This is a genomic window from Aeromicrobium sp. CnD17-E (genome assembly GCF_024124745.1).
GTDB lineage: Bacteria > Actinomycetota > Actinomycetes > Propionibacteriales > Nocardioidaceae > Aeromicrobium.
Window position 1 is genome coordinate 1 of record NZ_JAMXRU010000031.1, and the last position, 16,856, is coordinate 16,856.

16 protein-coding genes and 3 tRNA genes are annotated in these 16,856 nt (G+C 72.5%); 2 read left to right on the plus strand and 17 right to left on the minus strand.

Going from position 1 to position 16,856, the window contains the following annotated elements; translation table 11 throughout:
- Positions 1–606 (plus strand): class F sortase (locus NH339_RS08120; RefSeq protein WP_253024244.1); only part of this gene is annotated, 606 nt, incomplete at its 5' end.
- Positions 607–629: 23 nt separating this feature from the next.
- On the opposite strand, the gene NH339_RS08125 is transcribed toward NH339_RS08120, so the two are convergent.
- The 12 genes from NH339_RS08125 to recO all read right to left on the minus strand — a co-directional run bounded on the left by NH339_RS08125 (position 630) and on the right by recO (position 9,584).
- Positions 630–1,091 carry a methylated-DNA--[protein]-cysteine S-methyltransferase gene (locus NH339_RS08125; RefSeq protein WP_253024246.1) on the minus strand — a complete coding sequence of 154 codons (462 nt, stop codon included), beginning with the start codon at positions 1,089–1,091 and terminating at the stop codon, positions 630–632.
- Complete coding sequence (locus NH339_RS08130; RefSeq protein ID WP_253024248.1) at positions 1,088–2,566, minus strand: Ada metal-binding domain-containing protein; 1,479 nt, start codon at positions 2,564–2,566, stop codon at positions 1,088–1,090. The genes NH339_RS08125 and NH339_RS08130 overlap by 4 nt, the downstream gene beginning before the upstream one ends.
- Before the next feature lie 62 nt (positions 2,567–2,628).
- Positions 2,629–3,435 (minus strand): NYN domain-containing protein, encoded by an 807-nt coding sequence (locus NH339_RS08135; RefSeq protein WP_253024250.1) that lies wholly within the window; start codon positions 3,433–3,435, stop codon positions 2,629–2,631.
- Positions 3,436–4,134: 699 nt separating this feature from the next.
- A tRNA-Glu gene (locus NH339_RS08140) sits at positions 4,135–4,210 on the minus strand.
- A 61-nt stretch (positions 4,211–4,271) separates the two neighbouring features.
- Positions 4,272–4,344 (minus strand) — tRNA-Glu (locus NH339_RS08145).
- A gap of 27 nt (positions 4,345–4,371) precedes the next feature.
- Positions 4,372–4,443, minus strand: a tRNA-Gln gene (locus NH339_RS08150).
- Between the two features lie 108 nt (positions 4,444–4,551).
- The gene (gene gltX / locus NH339_RS08155) at positions 4,552–6,084 is read right to left on the minus strand and encodes a glutamate--tRNA ligase (RefSeq protein WP_253024252.1); all 1,533 of its coding nucleotides are present in this window, start codon (positions 6,082–6,084) and stop codon (positions 4,552–4,554) included.
- A complete protein-coding gene (locus NH339_RS08160; protein WP_253024253.1) occupies positions 6,077–6,856 on the minus strand; it encodes a fumarylacetoacetate hydrolase family protein in 780 nt (259 codons plus the stop codon). The genes gltX and NH339_RS08160 overlap by 8 nt, the downstream gene beginning before the upstream one ends.
- 29 nt (positions 6,857–6,885) lie before the next feature.
- Positions 6,886–7,554, minus strand: coding sequence for a peptidylprolyl isomerase (locus NH339_RS08165; RefSeq protein WP_253024254.1), 669 nt, complete (start codon positions 7,552–7,554; stop codon positions 6,886–6,888).
- 23 nt (positions 7,555–7,577) lie between these two features.
- Positions 7,578–8,024, minus strand: coding sequence for a hypothetical protein (locus NH339_RS08170; RefSeq protein ID WP_253024255.1), 447 nt, complete (start codon positions 8,022–8,024; stop codon positions 7,578–7,580).
- A 20-nt stretch (positions 8,025–8,044) separates the two neighbouring features.
- Positions 8,045–8,839 (minus strand): isoprenyl transferase, encoded by a 795-nt coding sequence (locus tag NH339_RS08175; RefSeq protein WP_253024256.1) that lies wholly within the window; start codon positions 8,837–8,839, stop codon positions 8,045–8,047.
- Positions 8,840–8,855: 16 nt separating this feature from the next.
- Complete coding sequence (gene recO / locus NH339_RS08180; protein WP_253024257.1) at positions 8,856–9,584, minus strand: DNA repair protein RecO; 729 nt, start codon at positions 9,582–9,584, stop codon at positions 8,856–8,858.
- Between the two features lie 68 nt (positions 9,585–9,652).
- On the opposite strand from recO, the gene NH339_RS08185 reads away from it, so the two are divergent.
- Complete coding sequence (locus NH339_RS08185; protein WP_253024258.1) at positions 9,653–10,351, plus strand: DUF429 domain-containing protein; 699 nt, start codon at positions 9,653–9,655, stop codon at positions 10,349–10,351.
- 12 nt (positions 10,352–10,363) lie between these two features.
- Here the strand turns inward: NH339_RS08185 and NH339_RS08190 are convergent, their stop codons facing one another.
- From NH339_RS08190 to NH339_RS08210, 5 genes are all read right to left on the minus strand, one after another.
- Positions 10,364–11,404, minus strand: coding sequence for an SGNH/GDSL hydrolase family protein (locus NH339_RS08190; RefSeq protein ID WP_253024259.1), 1,041 nt, complete (start codon positions 11,402–11,404; stop codon positions 10,364–10,366).
- Between the two features lie 993 nt (positions 11,405–12,397).
- On the minus strand, positions 12,398–12,712 hold the full coding sequence (locus tag NH339_RS08195) for a hypothetical protein (RefSeq protein ID WP_253024260.1): 315 nt from the start codon (positions 12,710–12,712) through the stop codon (positions 12,398–12,400).
- A 62-nt stretch (positions 12,713–12,774) separates the two neighbouring features.
- Positions 12,775–14,076, minus strand: a complete 1,302-nt coding sequence (locus NH339_RS08200; protein ID WP_253024261.1) for a 2-oxoadipate dioxygenase/decarboxylase family protein — start codon at positions 14,074–14,076, stop codon at positions 12,775–12,777.
- On the minus strand, positions 14,073–15,605 hold the full coding sequence (locus NH339_RS08205; RefSeq protein ID WP_253024262.1) for an aldehyde dehydrogenase family protein: 1,533 nt from the start codon (positions 15,603–15,605) through the stop codon (positions 14,073–14,075). Before NH339_RS08205 ends, NH339_RS08200 begins: the two co-directional genes overlap by 4 nt.
- A complete protein-coding gene (locus NH339_RS08210) occupies positions 15,602–16,693 on the minus strand; it encodes a saccharopine dehydrogenase C-terminal domain-containing protein (protein WP_253024264.1) in 1,092 nt (363 codons plus the stop codon). Before NH339_RS08210 ends, NH339_RS08205 begins: the two co-directional genes overlap by 4 nt.
- Positions 16,694–16,856: the final 163 nt, after the last annotated feature.

Sequence of the window (16,856 nt, forward strand, 5' to 3'; positions counted from 1 at the left end):
AGGGTGCCTGAGCGCACCCGCCTCGCCGCGGCCGTCCTGCTCGTCGCACTCCTCTCGGGATGCGGCGGGCAGGACGCGGCGCCCGAGCAGCCTCAGCGCAGCACGCCGAGCGCCTCGGCGACCGCCGCGGCTCCGACGAGCCCTGCGACCGAGCGCGCAGCGGCTCCCCCACGGCGCGTCACGATCCCGACGTTGGGTCTCGACGAGGAGCTCGTCGACCTCGGCATCGACGACGCGAGCGGCGAGCTGGAGGTGCCCGAGGACCCTGCCCGCGTGGGCTGGTTCACCGGCGGCGGCAAGCCGGGCGAGTCGTGGCCGGTGGTCATCGCCGGCCACAAGGACTCACGCACGGGACCGGCCGTCTTCGCGCGGCTCACCGAGCTGCAGGTGGGCCAGCAGGTCAGCGTCGTCGACACCCGCAACCAGCGCCGCACCTACGAGATCACCGAGGTGCGCGACGTGCCGCAGGACGGGCGGTTCCCGACCGACGACGTGTACGGCGAGACGGGCGACTCCCAGCTGCGGCTGATCACCTGCACCGGTCCGTACGACCGCGGCATCGGCCGCTACACCGAGAACCGCGTGGTGTTCGCCGAGGAGGTCTGAGCCTCGGACGGGGAGCGCCCCGGTCAGAACAGGCCGGGGCGCTCCAGCGCGAGCAGGGTGCGCTTGCGCTCGACACCGCCCGCGTAGCCGGTGAGCGAGCCGTCGGCGCCGACCACCCGGTGGCAGGGCACGACGACGGGGAGCGGGTTGGCGCCGTTGGCCGCGCCGACCGCGCGCGAGACCACCGGCTCGTAGCCGAGACGTCGCGCCACGTCGGCGTAGCTCGCGGTCTCGCCGTAGGGGATCCGGCGCAGCTCGCCCCACACTTTCTTCTGGAACTCGGTGCCGTCGTTGGCGAGCGGCAGGTCGAAGTCGTGCCGCTCCCCCGCGAAGTAGCCGGCCAGCTGCTCCTCCGCGAGGTCGAGGACGGGGTCGGCGACCCGCCGGCCGACGGGCTCCGCGTCGAACTCGATCCTCGTGAGGAGCCCGGCCGACACGTGCAGCCGCAGGCCTCCGATCGGTGAGTCGATCCATCGGGTGCTCATGCTCTCGATCCTCTCGTGCGCTGCTCGGCCTGGCGGGCGAGGTGCTCGGTCCACAGGTGCATGCCGGCGTAGGAGCGCCAGGGGCTCCAGCGCCGGACGTCGTCGTCCGTCGCGCCGCGGGCGTCGAGGATGCGGCGCAGGACCAGGTCGGTGTCGAGGAGGACGTCTGGGTCGCCGAGCCCGCGCATCCGGACGTAGCCGACCGTCCAGGGTCCGATGCCCGGGAGGGCGAGCAGCGTCCGGCTCGCCTCGTCCCGGTCGACGCCGACGTCGAGCGAGAGGTCGCCTGCCGCGACCGCGTGCGCGAGCCCGACCACGGTGCGTCCGCGTGACCGCGGCATCGGGAGCGTCTCGGGGTCGAGCGCGGCGAGCGCCCCGGCCGCCGGGAACGCGTGGGTGAGGCCGTGCTCGTGCGCGAGGCCGAAGGTCACGGGCTCCCCCGCCGTCGCCACGACGCGGCCGAGGACCGTGCGGGCTCCGCTGACGGAGACCTGCTGCCCGACCACGGTGCGCACGGCGGTCTCGACGGCGTCGACCGTCCCCGGCACCCGCAGACCGGGGCGGGACGCGACGAGGTCGGCCAGGTCGACCGCGTGCGGGCCCGGCTCGGCCAGCGCGGTGTCGACGGCCGCGGGGTCGGCGTCGAGGTCGAGGAGGTGACGCAGCCGGGCGACCGCCGCGGTCAGGTCGCGCTGGTCGGCGAGCTCGAGCCGGACGGCGACGTGGTCGTCGTGCAGGACCATCTCGGCAGCACCGTTCCCGTGGGGCAGGGTGAGCACGCGCGCGAACAGTCGCCCCTCGCCCCGCTCGAGGCCGGGCACGGCGTGATCGGCCAGGAAGCCGGCGAGCGCGTCGGCGTGGAACGGCTGGCGGACGGCGAGCCGCAGGCGCAGCGCACCGCCCCCGTGCGCGCCCGTTGACCCGTGGGCACGCAGCTCGGTCGGCGTCCGCGCGAAGGCCCGCCGGAACGCGTCGTTGAACTGACGCACCGACGAGAACCCGGACGCGAACGCGACGTCGGCCATCGACAGGTCCGTCGTCTCGACGAGCACCCGCGCCGTCCGCGTGCGCTGCGACGTCGCGAGCGCGAGCGGCCCGGCGCCGAGCTCCTGGGTGAGCATGCGGGTGACGTGCCGCTCGCTGTAGCCGAGCCGGCTCGCGAGACCGGGCACGCCCTCGCGCTCGACCACGCCGTCGCGCACCAGCCGGACCGCGCGGCCCACGACGTCGGCGCGGACGTCCCACTCCGGCGACCCGGGCGTGCAGTCAGGGCGGCAGCGTCGACAGGCGCGGAAGCCGGCCGCCTCCGCCGACGCGGCGCTGCGGTGGAACTCGACGTTCTCGCGCCGTGGCGTCCGCGCGGGGCACGACGGACGGCAGTAGATGCCGGTCGTGCGGACCGCGGTGAAGAACACCCCGTCGAACCGTTCGTCGCGCGAGCTCACCGCCCGGTACTGCGCCTCGACGTCGTCCACGCCCCCATCCTGCCTGGGCGGACCTGAGGTCTCTGGCGGGATTCGGACGTGGCCGTGCTGGGTCAGCGTCCGCGCTTCCTCCGGCGCACCATGACGGCCTTGCCGTCGCGCTTGACCTCGAACAGGTCGATCGCCTCGATCAGGCCGCTGAACTTGGCGTAGCCGTAGTTGCCGGGCTGGATGGACGACTGGTTGCGGATCTGGTCGCTCACCTGCGACAGCTGGGCCCACCCGTCGTCGTCCGCAGCCTCGTCGACCGCGGTGCGCAGCATGCGCACGAGCTGACGGTCGCTCTTGAGGGTGGCGGCGTCGACCCGCTGACCGGGCCGCGTGGTGCGACCGGCCGAGGCCTTCGCGGTGTCGACCGTGGCGCTGCCGGTCTCACCGGTCTCGACGACGTCCTCGACGTCCTCGACGTCGTCGTCGGTGTCGTCGTCCTCGCGCAGCGTCTCGAGCTTGTAGAACGTCGAGCATGCGTTCTGGAACGCCTTGGGCGCCTTCTCCCCGCCGAACCCGAGCACCTCGGCGCCCGACTGGCGCAGCCGCATGACGAGGGGCGTGAAGTCGGCGTCGCTCGAGACGATCGCGAAGCCGTCGGCCACCCCGGCGTGCAGGAGGTCCATCGCGTCGATCACCATCGCGATGTCGGACGCGTTCTTGCCCTTCGTGTACGCGAACTGCTGCACCGGCGCGATCGCGAACTCCTGCAGTCGACTCTCCCACCCCTTCAGGTGCGAGTTCTTCCAGTCACCGTACGCCCGCCGGACGTGCGCGTTCCCCGACTTCGCGACCTGCGACAGGATCGCGCCGATCTTCGAGGCGGGTGCGTTGTCGGCGTCGATGAGCACGGCGATGCGAGCAGGAGGCATGGGTCCACCCTAGGGGCGGCGGGTGAGGCGCTCGACCACCCGTCGGGGGGCGCGTCCTGCGGGTGCGCTGCCTGCGCGGGTCTGGGCTTGCTGGTGCGCTGCTCGGCTGGCGCTGGGTGTGGTCTCCGAGAGGGCCTCGACCGGGCGGCTGGCGGGCGCGCTGGTCTGGGTCCTCGGGCTGTGACCCTCGTGGGACGCACGATTCTGCGTTCGTGCGTCGGGAGCCAGGGCTTCTGCGTTCGCTACGGGATCCCGTCGGAAACGCAGAAGCGTCCGGGCTCCAGCGCGCGAGGGAAGGATCGTGGGTGACCTTGGGGGTGGGGTGGGCAGCGCTTCTCCCTTCTCGTGGCACGGTCCACGAGAAGGAAGCATCGTTGCGACGTCTCGCCCCGCCGGCGGTGGATCTGCCACCTGGAGAGCGCTCAGAGGGTGGCAGATCCACCAATGACCAGCGCAAACGCAGATTCCTGCGTCCTACGCGGCCCATAGCCCGAAACCCGAGCCGCCTGTCCGCCCGGCAGCCCGGTCGAGGCCCTCTCGGAGACCACACCCACGCGGAGCCGCGCCAGCGCTGCCCCTCTCGAGAGACGAGCCGCGCAGCCGCAGCCGCAGCTCGACGAGACGCCGCGCCGACGCTGCCGAAGGACGAGCGGACGCACCAGACCCCCCGGCCGAGGGCCAGGGGGTCTGGGGTGGTGCTGGTAGCCCCGACGGGATTCGAACCCGCGCTACCGCCTTGAGAGGGCGGCGTGCTAGGCCGCTACACAACGGGGCCACGGTCCACGAGGGACCATGTGAGCAGCACTGGCGCGCCGAGGCGCGTCGTGACTGTCTCGTACCCCGTACCGGATTCGAACCGGCGATCTCCGCCTTGAGAGGGCGGCGTCATAACCGCTAGACCAACGGGGCGCGGACCGGGCGCGAGCCCGATCTTCGCTGGGGTACTAGGACTCGAACCTAGAATGGCGGTACCAGAAACCGCTGTGTTGCCAATTACACCATACCCCATGGGGGTATCGGATCCCGCTCTCTCGACCGGTGTCCGAACCAGGGAGAAACCTTACCCGACGTCGTCTCGGACTCTCAAACCGGGTCCCTCGACGACGTCGGCCGGTCTCAGACGACGGCGCGCAGCCGCTCCAGGGTGCGCTTGCGGCCCAGCAGCTCGAGCGACTCGAACAGCGGCGGGGAGATCCGGCTCCCCGTGGCCGCCACGCGCACCGGACCGAACGCGACCCGCGGCTTCAGCCCGAGGTCGTCGATCAGCGCCGCGCGCAGCGCACCCTCGATCGTCGGCGTCGACCACTCCACCGTCGCGCCGATCGACTCCAGCGCCGCGAGCGCGGCCCGGACCACGTCGAGGCCCTTCTCGTCGAGCTGCTTCGCAGCGTCGGCATCGTCGATCGTGAAGGTGGCGTCGTCGACGAACAGGAAGCGCAGCATCGCCACCGCCTCGGTCAGCAGCGCCATCCGCTCGTGCACGAGCGGCACGGCCGCCGCGAGCATCGCCGCCTCCGACTCCGTCGGCGGGTCCTGCACGAGGCCCTCCGCCACGAAGAACGGCACCAGGCGGGCGCGCAGCTCCTCGTCCGACAGCAGCCGGACGTGGTCGCCGTTGATGGCCTCGCACTTCTTGAGGTCGAACCGCGCCGGGTTCGGGTTGACGCGCGAGATCTCGAACGCCTGCACCATCTCCTCGAGCGTGAAGACGTCCTTCTCGACGCCGTCGACCGCCGGCAGCGACCAGCCGAGCAGCGCCAGGTAGTTCAGCAGACCCTCCGCGAGGAAGCCCTGGTCGCGGTAGCCCAGCAGGTTCGACTCCGGGTCGCGCTTCGACAGCTTCTTGTTGCCTGCACCCGTCACGTACGGCAGGTGCCCGAAGCGCGGGACCATGCCGTGACCGAGCCCGATCTGCGCGAACGCCTCGTACATCGCGATCTGGCGCGGCGTCGAGCTGAGGATGTCCTCGCCGCGCAGGACGTGCGTGATGCCCATGAGCGCGTCGTCCGTCGGGTTCGTCAGCGTGTACAACGGCTGGCCGTTCGCACGGACGATCACGAAGTCCTGCACGTTGTCGGCGCCGAAGGTGATCGGCCCGCGCACGAGGTCGTCGAACGTCCAGTCCTTGGCCGGCATCTTGAACCGGATCACCGGCTGCCGGCCCTCCGCCTCGTAGGCCGCCTGCTGCTCGGGGGTCAGGTCGCGGTGCAGGCCGTCGTAGCCGCTGGGACGACCCGCCGCACGGGCCGCATCGCGACGCTGCTCCAGCTCCTCGGCGGTGTCGTACGCCTTGTACGCCAGGCCGGCGTCGAGCAGACGCTGCGCGACGTCGGCGTACACGTCCATCCGCTGGCTCTGGCGGTACGGCCCGTTCGGGCCCCCGACCTCGACGCCCTCGTCCCAGTCAAGACCCAGCCAGCGCATGACGTCGACGAGCAGGTCGTAGGACTCCTCGCTGTCACGGCTCGCGTCGGTGTCCTCGATGCGGAACACGAAGCGACCGCCGCGGTGCCGCGCGTAGGCCCAGCTGAACAGCGCCGTGCGGGCCATGCCGACGTGCGGGTTCCCGGTGGGCGAGGGACAGAACCGGGCCACGACGGGCACGTCGTCGCCGACCGTCGGGATCGACGCCGTGCTGATGTCAGTCATGGGAGACCACCTGGTTGGAGAGGGTGCCGATGCCCTCGACGGTCACGCTCACCGTGTCGCCCACCTGGACGGGTCCGACGCCCTCGGGCGTGCCGGTGAGGATGACGTCGCCGGGCAGCAGCGTCATGAAGGAGGAGACGTACGCGACGATGTCGGCCACCGAGAAGACCATGTCGCTCGTGCGACCGTCCTGGCGCAGCTCGCCGCCCACCTCGCACGTGACGCGCAGGTCGGACGGGTCGAGGTTGGTCTCGATCCACGGGCCCAGCGGGCAGAAGGTGTCGAAGCCCTTCGCGCGAGCCCACTGGCCGTCCGTGCGCTGGAGGTCGCGGGCGGTCACGTCGTTCGCGGCGGTGTAGCCGAACACGACCTTCTCGACGTCCTCGACGGGCACGTCCTTGCAGATGCGCCCGATCACCACGGCCAGCTCGGCCTCGTGGTGCACCTCCGAGCTCTGCGCCGGGTACACGATCGGGTCGCCGGGGCCGACGACGCTCGTGTTCGGCTTCAGGAAGACGAGCGGCTCGGCGGGCACCTCCCCACCCATCTCGGCGGCGTGCGCGACGTAGTTCTTGCCCACGCACACGACCTTGCTGCGCGGGATGACGGGCGCGAGCAGCCGCACGTCGTCGACGGCGATCTTCTGCCCCGTGAGCTCGTAGCCCGCGTACAGCGGATCACCCTTCAGGACGGCGATCGTGGGCGTCCCGTCCTCGTCGCCGACCAGACCGAATCGGGGGTCGTCGTCCCCCGCGAACCTCGCAACACGCATGCCCCGACCCTACCGAGCGGGGACGGCGGCTACTCGACCGGACGGGCCGACTCGATGGTGACCGGCTTCGCGGGGGCGCCGTCGCCCACGCCGCCCTCGGCGCCCACGGAGACGACCTTCTTCAGCGCCGTCATCCCCTCGGGCGAGATGGTGCCGAGCAGCGTGTAGTCCGGCGGGAACTGCGAGTCGGCGAAGTTCAGGAAGAACTGCGACCCGTTCGTGTCGGGGCCGGCGTTGGCCATCGCGACGCTGCCTGCCGGGTAGCTCTCGTCGCCGGTGAGCTCGTCGGCGAAGGAGTAGCCCGGGCCACCGCTCCCCGTGCCGGTCGGGTCGCCGCACTGGAGGATGCCGTACGGCACCTGCGCGGGGTCGCTCACGCGGCTGCAGGGTGCGTCGTCGTAGTAGCCCTGCTCGGCGAGCGAGGTGAACGACGTCGCCGCGCAGGGTGCCTTCGTGTTCAGCTCGACCGGCACCTCGGCGCCGTTGATCGTGAGCACCACCGACGTCGCGGGCTTCGCGTCGGCCGCGGGCGGGTCGACCTTCTTGGCCGCCTCTCCCCCACGCACCCAGTCGCACCCGCCCGTCGACGCCGATCCGTCGGCGTCGTCCTTCGAACCCGACGAGTCGTCGCCACCGCAGCCGCTGAGGGCGACGGAGGCGGTCAGGGCGAGCAGGGCGGCAGTTCGACGCAGGCGCATGACGGGATCGTAGAAGACGCGGCTCAGAGTCGGGCGTGCACCGCGCGGAAGCGCTCGACGGACGGGGCGTCCGGGTCGGGCCCGACCTCGACCGCGACCGCCACCAGCCCGGGCGCGAGGTCGGGCGGTGCCGGCGCGTCGTCGACGACGACCAGCAGGCCCGCCTCGGCGACGCAGGGGACGACCTGGGCCGACGTCGACGCGTCGGCCACGACCAGGGCGAACCGCCCGTGCCACGCATCGGGGACGTCGGCCGCGGCGACGTCGACCACGTGCACGCGCGGCGGGGCGGCGTCGTCGGGGGTGACCGCGTCGAGCACGAACACCTCGTAGCCGAGCGTGGCCAGGTGGATCGCGTCGGCCACCGAGTCCGCCGCGGCGACGAGCGCGGCCAGACCGTCGCCGGCCACGCCGGCGGTGGTGGTCCAGTCGGTCAGCAGGCGTCGGGGCGACGCCTTCGGTCCTCGCACAGGGGCTCCTCCTGGTCCGGTCATGCCGATCCGAACCGTCGTTGACGTCGGGCGTACTCCTCGACCGCGGCCCACAGGGCGAGCCGGTCGACGTCGGGCCAGGCGATGTCGGAGAACACCAGCTCGGCGTACGCCGACTGCCACGGCAGGAAGTTGCTCGTGCGCTGCTCGCCCGAGGTGCGCCAGAAGAGGTCGACGTCGGGCAGGTCGGGCTCGTCGAGGTAGCGCGCGAAGGTGCGCTCGGTGACGCGGTCCGGGTCGACCTTGCCGGCCTTGACGTCCCTCGCGAGCGCCGCGGCGGCGTCGGCGATCTCGGCGCGTCCGCCGTAGTTGACGCACATGGTCAGGCTGAGGGTGTCGTTGTGCCGCGTGAGCCGCTCGGCGTGCTCGAGCTCGTTGATCACGCTGCGCCACAGCCGACGCGGACGCCCGGCCCAGCGCACCCGGACGCCGAGCGCGTGCATCTCGTCGCGCCGTCGGTGAACGACGTCGCGGTTGAAGCCCATGAGGAAGCGCACCTCCTCGGGCGAGCGCTTCCAGTTCTCGGTGGAGAACGCGTACACGCTCACCGCCTCGATGCCGAGCTCGATGGCGCCCTTGACGACGTCGAGCAGAGCGAACTCGCCGCGCTTGTGGCCCTCCGTGCGGGGCAGGCCGCGCTCCTTGGCCCAGCGGCCGTTGCCGTCCATGACGACCGCGACGTGCCGAGGCACCTGGTGCGGCTCGAGCTGGGGCGGGCGCGCGCCCGACGGGTGCGGCTCGGGTGCGCGCGGCGCCGGGCGGGCGCTCGGGGGACGGCGGGGTGCGGGGGTCATGGCTCCAGGGCGTTTCTCAGCGGTCGACGTGCCCCATGGAGCGCAGTCCGTGCTCCAGGTGCCACGACAGGTACGCGCTGACGATACCGGCGGCCTCCCGTCGGGTGCGGTCGTCGGCCTGCTCGACGACCGGCCAGTCGCCCGCGAGCAGCGCCGCGAGCAGCGTGAGGGTGACGGCGGGGGGTGCCGACGAGCCCGGGAGCCGGCAGCCGTCGCACAGCACGCCACCGGACGGGACGTGCAGGTTGCGGTGCGGACCCTCCAGCCCGCACCGGGCGCACGCCGAGAAGCTCGGCGCGTAGCCGGCGACCGCCAGCGCACGCAGCTGGTAGGAGTCGAGCAGCGTGCTGGGCGGCTGCCGACGTGCTGACAGCGCGGCGAGGGCGCCCACGAGCAGCTGGTACTGCTGCACCGCCGGCTCGCCGTCGTGCGGGGTGAGGCGCTCGGCGGTCTCGAGGATGGCGGTGCCGGCGGTGTAGGCCGGGTAGTCGAGACCGAGGTCGCGGGCGAACGCGGAGAGGGTGACCACCTGGGTGATGACGTCGAGCGTGCGCCCCTCGGCGAGCTGCAGGTCGACGTGCATGAACGGCTCGAGGCGGCCGCCGAACCGCGACGACGTCTTGCGCACCCCCTTGGCGGCGGCGCGGACCAGTCCGCGCTGACGCGTGAGCAGCGTGATGATCCGGTCGGCCTCGCCCAGCTTGTGGGTGCGCAGCACCACACCTTGGTCGCGGAAGAGGCTCACTCCCCCATTCTGCCGTCCGGCGCCCACGGAACCGGGCCGCCACGAGCCGGCCGTGCCACGATGCAGCCGTGACGTCGCCCGCACCCCTCCCCGCCGCTGGGGCCGTGGTCGGCGTCGACGGCTGCCGCGCCGGATGGGTGGGCGTGCACTGGTCCGACGACGACGAGCCCGCGGTGCTCGTCGCCGGCACGATGCTCGAGCTCGTGGGAGGTCTCGTCGCCGCCCACGGGCCGATCGACGTGGTGGGCGTCGACATCCCCCTGCACCTGCCGACGGACGCACCACGAGCGGCCGAGCGGGAGGCTCGTCGGCGACTGCCGGGACGTGCGTCGACGGTGTTCGGGTCCCCGTCCTCGGCCGCGATCGACGCGCCCGACTACGCGGCGGCGAACCGGCTCAACCGGGAGGCGATGGGGCTGGGGCTCAGCCGTCAGGCCTTCGGCCTGTTCCCGGCCATCCGCGACGCGCGTGCGTGGCTCGCCGGACGCCCGGAGGTGCGCGTCGAGGAGGTGCACCCGGAGTCGAGCTTCGCGGAGCTCGCGGGCGAGCCGCTGCTGGAGCGCAAGAAGACCGCCGACGGTGCCGCGCGACGGCGGGCGCTGCTCGCCGAGGTCGGGCTCACGCTGCCGCGCGTCGCACCCCGCGGTGCAGGTCTCGACGACCTGCTCGACGCCGGCGCAGCCGCATGGTCGGCGCGGCGGGTCGCGCAGGGCACCGCCGTCCGGCTCCCGGAGGACCCGGCCGACGGCGCCCCGATCTGGGTGTGAGCGCTGCGTCGCTCAGCGCGCGGCGAAGCGTCGGTCGAAGCGGTCCACCTCGGCCCGGTCGGACGTGTCGATGCCGAGCCGGCGCGCAGCACGCTGGACCTGGGGGCTGTCGAGGTCGGGTGCCTGGAACTCTTGCGGCTCGATGCGCCGGTCGGCCGCGGTGTGCCGCCGAGCGCGGTCGGCGAGCACGTCGGCGTCCTGCTCGGCCTGCTCCTCGGTGGCCGCGGTGATGCGCACCGACGTCGAGGCGACCCGGGCACCGACGAGCGGCGCGTAGCCGTCGCGGTGGCCGGCGACGTTCGGGTGGTAGGACTCCTCGACCGGGTTCGACAGGCCGTTGAGCCACTCGGGGTCGTCGCAGACCGCGTGCCCCGTGAACGCCGACGTCGGGTTCGCGAACCGGAACCCCGCGGCGGAGGCACGCGCGGCCAGGAGGCTGTTGAGCCGGTCGGCGGTGGCGTTAAGTCGGGTCTGCTCCTCGGGCGAGAACCAGGTGAGCGCGTTGCAGTCCTCCCCCATGAACACCCGCGGGTAGCCGACCACGACCACGTCGGCGGACGGCGCACGCGACCCGATCTGGGCGTAGAGCGACGACAGGGCCGACGGCAGCGTGCCGCTGATGGTGGCCTGCGCCTGGTCGATCGCGGCGTCGCAGTCGCTGGCCCACGCCGGCAGGGCGCACTCGGTGAGGACGTCGGCGAACCCGGCGTCGTTGCCGCCGACGGAGAGGGTGACCTTCTGCGTCGACGTCGACAGCGCGCCGAGCTGGGCGGCGCGGACGTCGGGGATCGTGGCCCCCGAGCAGGCACGCAGGTCGAGCGACCAGCCGCGGGCCGCGGCGACGAGCGCCGGGTAGGACTGCGCCGAGCGTCGGCACTCGGTGCCGTCGTCGAGGTAGGAGCGGGTGCCGAGCCCGGAGGAGTAGGAGTCGCCGAGCGCGACGTACGTGACGGCCTGCGCCGTGGTGGGCGCGACGACGAGACCCAGGGCCAGCACGGGGCCGGCGCACACGGCGGCCAGCCGGACGAGTCGTGGACGTGGAGTGCGGTGCATGATCCCCCCGAATCATGTGACGTGGATGACACGCTCAACCTAGGCCGGGGGTCCGACACCGTCCAGGCCTGCCGGGTGAACACTCCGTGCCCCTGCCGAGCGCCGTGCCCGCGGTGGAGCCGTCGCACGAGGGCCGTAGCCGCGACGGAGCGAGACCACCCGGCAACGGACCAGCGTCGGCTGGCTCCCAGCGACAACCCAGAGTGGTCTCGATACGCACCGGCGACGCTCGTCCCTCGCGCGCCCGCGCTACTCGACCAGCGAACCCTTCCGCTGGTCGAGTAGCAGGGACGAGCTTGCGAAGTCCCTGCGTATCGAGACCACCCGGCAACGGACCAGCGTCGGCTGGCTCCCAGCGACAACCCAGAGTGATCTCGATACGCACCGGCGACGCTCGTCCCTCGCGCGCCCGCGCTACTCGACCAGCGAACCCTTCCGCTGGTCGAGTAGCAGGGACGAGCTTGCGAAGTCCCTGCGTATCGAGACCACCCGGCAACGGATCAGCGTCGGCTGGCTCCCAGCGAAAGCCCAGAGTGGTCTCGATACGCACCGGCGACGCTCGTCCCTCGCGCGCCCGCGCTACTCGACCAGCGAACCCTTCCGCTGGTCGAGGAGCAGGGACGAGCTTGCGAAGTCCCTGCGTACCGAGACCACCCGGCAACGGCCCAGCGCGGACCAGCTCCCCAGCGGAAGCCCAGAGTGGTCTCGATACGTCTCCGCCAGCTCCTTCGTCGCAGCGTCGACTACTCGACCAGCGACACCCACCGCTGGTCGAGTAGCAGCACGCGCGACGAAGGAGCGTAGTGCCCGCGGTGGAGCCGTCGCAGTGGGGCGTAGCCGCGACGGAGCGAGACGACCAGGCAACAGCCCAGCGTCGGCTGGCTCCCAGCGACGGCTCAGAGCGGTCTCGATACGTCGGCCCCAGGCTCGTGCCTCGCCGGACCCGACTACTCGACCAGCAACACCCTCCGCTGGTCGGGCTGCGGGTCGAGGTCAGCCGGCGGCCTGCTGGAGGTCGCACTCGGCCATCAGTCGCTCCTCGACGGCGACGAGGGCGTCACGGTCGTCCTGCGTCGTCACCGGGCGGTCGGCGCGGTCGACCAGGCCGAGGAGCGCGGTGTCGGAGAGGTCGGACTCCACGAACACCCGGGCGGAGCAGTCGGCGTTCTCGGCCTCGATGCTCGAGATCCGCCCGTCCCGGATCGCGTCCGCGACGTGCTCGACGCTCGGTCGGACGCCGCCGCCGCAGGCCGACGCGGCGAGCAGGGTGAAGGCCAGGAGCGCCAGGGGCGCGGTGGGTCGGTGCACGGGTCCTCCGATCGGCTCGCTCGCATCCTAGGGACGAGCGGCCGGAGGCGGCAACGGTCGAGTCAGCGCGGGGGGAAGCGGTACACCTCGCCCGCGCGCTCGGCCTCGTAGAGGGCGTAGGGGTCGTGGAGGGTGCGACCGAGCGCCTCCTGCATCCAGGCGGCGTCGCGCGACGACGCGCGCTGGCGGGCGTCGGCCGTGCCGTCACTGGTGAGGTTCGAGGCGAAGATGCCCGCCGCCGACTTCGGCAGGAAGTCCTCGTAGACGATCGGCTGCAGCCGACCCTGGTCGTCGCGTCGGTAATAGGCGAGTCCCTGCGCGTGCAGCTCCTCCTCGGTGCGGGGGAAGGCGCGCAAGCCCCGACCGTCGTAGAGGTCGCGGCCCGCGGGCGTCAGCGCGACGCCCCGCGCCTCCACCTCCCCGAACCGCACCCGCAGGTGCGCGTCGACGACCGAGCCGTCGGGCTCGCGGAAGCGACGCGGCTCGGCCAGCGCACGGAACGACGTCTGACGCAGCAGCACGTCGACGCCCTCCCCCGGCTCGACCCGCGGCGGACCCTGGATGCGGTCGATCATCTCGATGCCCAGCTCGCCCATCCGGGCGTAGAGCGCGTCGATGTCGAGCACGCGGGGCGTGAGGTGGTTGATGTGCGTGGAGCCGACGCCGCCGATGTCGGCGGCCACGCTCGAGATCGCCTCGAGGTGCTCGTACCACACCCGGTCGACGGGCTCGTCGGACAGCGCGAACGACGCGGTCGCGAGCTCCAGGAACCGGTCGGCCTGCTCGTGCGTCAGCTCGCCCTCGGACCCCATGAGGTCGGCGAGCTGCAGCAGCTCCGCCGGGAAGAGCGTGCGGGCGTCGAGGAACTCGCGCAGCCGCGCCTCGGTGCGCTCGTCGAAGAAGCGCCGGTCGTCGACGACGAGCACCGACGTGAAGACGCGGAACGGGTTCTCGGCCAGCTCGCCGCCCGCGAGGGGGCGGAACGCGGTGCTGACCACGGGGATGGGCGGGGTCGCCTCACGCAGGTCGTAGAACCCGACGGGGTGCATCCCGCAGGCGCCGAAGATCCGCGCGACCTGCGCGAGCTCCGCCTCGGTACCGACCCGGATCGCACCGTGCCGCTCGGCGGTGACGCGACGGATGGAGCCGAGCCGTTCGGCGTCGTCGCCGCGACGGGCGAGCACGTCGGCGTTGACGTGCTCGCACGCCTCGACGAGCGTCGTGTACGCCGGCACCTCGGAGCCGTAGAGCTCGGAGAGGTTCGTCGCCAGGTCGGCACGCAGGTGCGTGGGCGAGACCGGCCAGCGGTGGCCGCCCTCGGCCTCGACGCGCTCCGACAGCCGCAGGTAGCGGAAGCGGCTCACACGAACTCCACGCCCTGGGCCAGCGGCAGCTCGGTGGAGTAGTTGACCGTGTTCGTCGCACGGCGCATGTAGGCGCGCCACGCGTCGGAGCCCGACTCGCGGCCGCCGCCGGTGTCCTTCTCGCCGCCGAACGCGCCGCCGATCTCGGCGCCCGAGGGCCCGATGTTGACGTTGGCGATGCCGCAGTCGGAGCCGACCGCCGACACGAACGTCTCGGCCTCGCGCACGTCGAGCGTGAAGATCGAGGACGACAGACCCTGGGCGACGTCGTTGTGGAGCGTGAGCGCCTCCTCGAACGAGGAGTAGGTGAGCACGTAGAGGATGGGCGCGAACGTCTCCTCCTTCACGACGTCGGTCTGGCCGGGCATGTCGACGATCGCGGGCTGCACGTAGTAGCCGCCGCCGGTCGCGTCGCTGGCGGCGACGTCCTGCGCGCCGCCCGTGACGAGGGTGCCGCCGTCGGCCTGGGCACGGCTGATCGCGTCGCCGAACGCGCGGAACGACGCCTCGTCGACCAGCGGGCCGACGAGCGTGGTCGGCTCCAGCGGCGAGCCGACGGGCAGCGTCGCGTACGCCTTGGCGAGGCGCTCGACGAGCTCGTCCTTGATGCTCTCGTGCACGATGATCCGGCGCAGCGACGTGCAGCGCTGGCCGGCCGTGCCGACGGCGGAGAAGACGATGCCCCGCACGGCGAGGTCGAGGTCGGCGCTGGGCGCGACGACGGCGGCGTTGTTGCCGCCGAGCTCGAGCAGCGACCGGCCGAGACGGGCGGCCACGCGCGGCGCGACCTCCTTGCCCATGCGGGTGGAGCCGGTCGCCGAGACGAGCGGGACCCGCGGGTCGTCGACGAGCGCCTCGCCGACCTCACGGGCGCCGAGCACGACCTGCGACAGGTGCTCCGGCGCGCCCGTGCGACGGGCCGCCTCGGCGGCCAGCGCCTGGCAGGCGAGGGCGGTCAGCATCGTCTTCTCCGACGGCTTCCAGACGACGGCGTCGCCGCAGACGAACGCGAGCGCCGCGTTCCACGACCACACCGCGACCGGGAAGTTGAAGGCGCTGATGACGCCGACGACGCCCAGCGGGTGCCACTGCTCCATCATCCGGTGGCCGGGGCGCTCGGTGGCGATCGTCAGCCCGTGCAGCTGGCGGGAGAGGCCGACCGCGAGGTCGCAGATGTCGATCATCTCCTGCACCTCGCCGAGGCCCTCGCTGAGGATCTTCCCGGCCTCGATGCTGACGAGCGCGCCGAGGTCGTCCTTGTGCTCGCGGAGCAGCTCGCCGAGCTCGCGCACGAACTGGCCGCGCACCGGCGCCGGGACGCTCCGCCACTGCAGGAAGGCCTCGTGCGCGCGGCCCACCGCGTCGCTGACGTCGGCGGCAGAGTGCGACGCGAGCCGGCCGATCTCGTGGCCGTCGATCGGCGACGTCGCGGGCAGGTCGCGCTGCGCCCCGTCGGGCAGGGTGTCGAAGGGGTTGCCGGCGCCGAGGCGCTGCAGGATGTCGAGGGCGCGGGTCGTGACGTCGCTCATGCGGGAGAGACCTTTCCGTGGGAGGCGAACAGCTGTCCGGAGGTGGTGGCGAAGAGGTCGTCGAGGCGGATGTCCTCCTGCGCGACGAAGCCCGCGTGCGGCAGCCCGCCGTCGGCGACGAGCTCGACCACGGACACGGCCGAGGCGGCGGTGGTCCAGCTGATGGCGCGCCAGGTGCGCCCCTCGATCTCGATCGGCAGGTAGCCGCGCACGTAGTTCTCGCGGAACGGCTGGCCGGCCTTCGTGCCCTCGACGGCGGCGTGCAGGTAGACGATGTCGTCGTTCACGGGCGGCTTGGCGTCGACGAGGATCCGGCCGACCTCCTCGCGACGCTCGCGCAGGTTGAGCTCGTCGAACAGGAAGTGCATCTGCTCGAAGTGGCCCGGGTACCGCAGGGTCTTGTAGTCGAGCCGGCTCACGCGACCCTCGTACGTCTGGCACATCGTGCCGAGACCGCCGGAGGTCAGGGCGGCCTCGAGCTCGATGCCGCCGATGAAGACCCGCTCCTTCTCGGTCATGGCCGGCACCATCTGGCGACGGCCGGAGCGCAGGACCTCGCAGTCGTTGAGGTACTCGTTGACGACGCCCTCGGCCGACCAGTTGAACGCGTAGCCGAGCAGGCCGGTCGGGTTCTGCGGGAGCGCGCCGACCTTGAGCTCGATGTTGCGGATCTGCTCGAAGCCCTGGGCGAGCGACGCCCCGACGATGCCGATGAGCCCGGGCGCCAGGCCGCACTGCGGCACGAACGCCGACTCCGGCCGCTGCCGGCTCAGCTCCACGACGCGGTTCGTCGTCGGGACGTCCTCGGTGAGGTCGAAGTAGTGCGTGCCGGTGTCGTACGCGGCCTCGGCGACGGCGATGTTCAGGTGGTAGGGCAGGCACGACACGACGGCGTCGACGTCGGTGAGCGCCTTGCGGACCGCGGTCGCGTCGGCGACGTCGACCACGTGCGCGGCGAAGTGGAGGTCGTCGCGGGGGGTGGCGTCGTAGCCGACGACGTCGAACTGTGCGCGGACGAGCAGGTCGGCCACCAGCTCGCCGACCTTCCCCAGACCGAACACCGCCACGGTGTTGAGCGAACGGGACACGGGACCTCCTGTGGCCGGCGACGGATCACGTCGCGTGGGTGCGACGTCGAGGGGTGCTCGACGTCACACGATGCTAGCCAGCAGGAGGCCCCATGTCTGTACCGGCTGGACGGTCCAGCGATGACGATCCGGTGAAGTTCCTCGGACCGACCGTCCTCCCCCG

Excerpts from the sequence above, each read along its gene's own strand:
- NH339_RS08125 (WP_253024246.1), bottom strand. The coding sequence starts at position 1,091 with ATGAGCACCCGATGGATCGACTCACCGATCGGAGGCCTGCGGCTGCAC.
- NH339_RS08135 (WP_253024250.1), bottom strand. The coding sequence starts at position 3,435 with ATGCCTCCTGCTCGCATCGCCGTGCTCATCGACGCCGACAACGCACCC.
- gltX (WP_253024252.1), bottom strand. The coding sequence starts at position 6,084 with ATGACTGACATCAGCACGGCGTCGATCCCGACGGTCGGCGACGACGTG.
- NH339_RS08160 (WP_253024253.1), bottom strand. The coding sequence starts at position 6,856 with ATGCGTGTTGCGAGGTTCGCGGGGGACGACGACCCCCGATTCGGTCTG.
- NH339_RS08165 (WP_253024254.1), bottom strand. The coding sequence starts at position 7,554 with ATGCGCCTGCGTCGAACTGCCGCCCTGCTCGCCCTGACCGCCTCCGTC.
- NH339_RS08175 (WP_253024256.1), bottom strand. The coding sequence starts at position 8,839 with ATGACCCCCGCACCCCGCCGTCCCCCGAGCGCCCGCCCGGCGCCGCGC.
- NH339_RS08190 (WP_253024259.1), bottom strand. The coding sequence starts at position 11,404 with ATGCACCGCACTCCACGTCCACGACTCGTCCGGCTGGCCGCCGTGTGC.
- NH339_RS08205 (WP_253024262.1), bottom strand. The coding sequence starts at position 15,605 with ATGAGCGACGTCACGACCCGCGCCCTCGACATCCTGCAGCGCCTCGGC.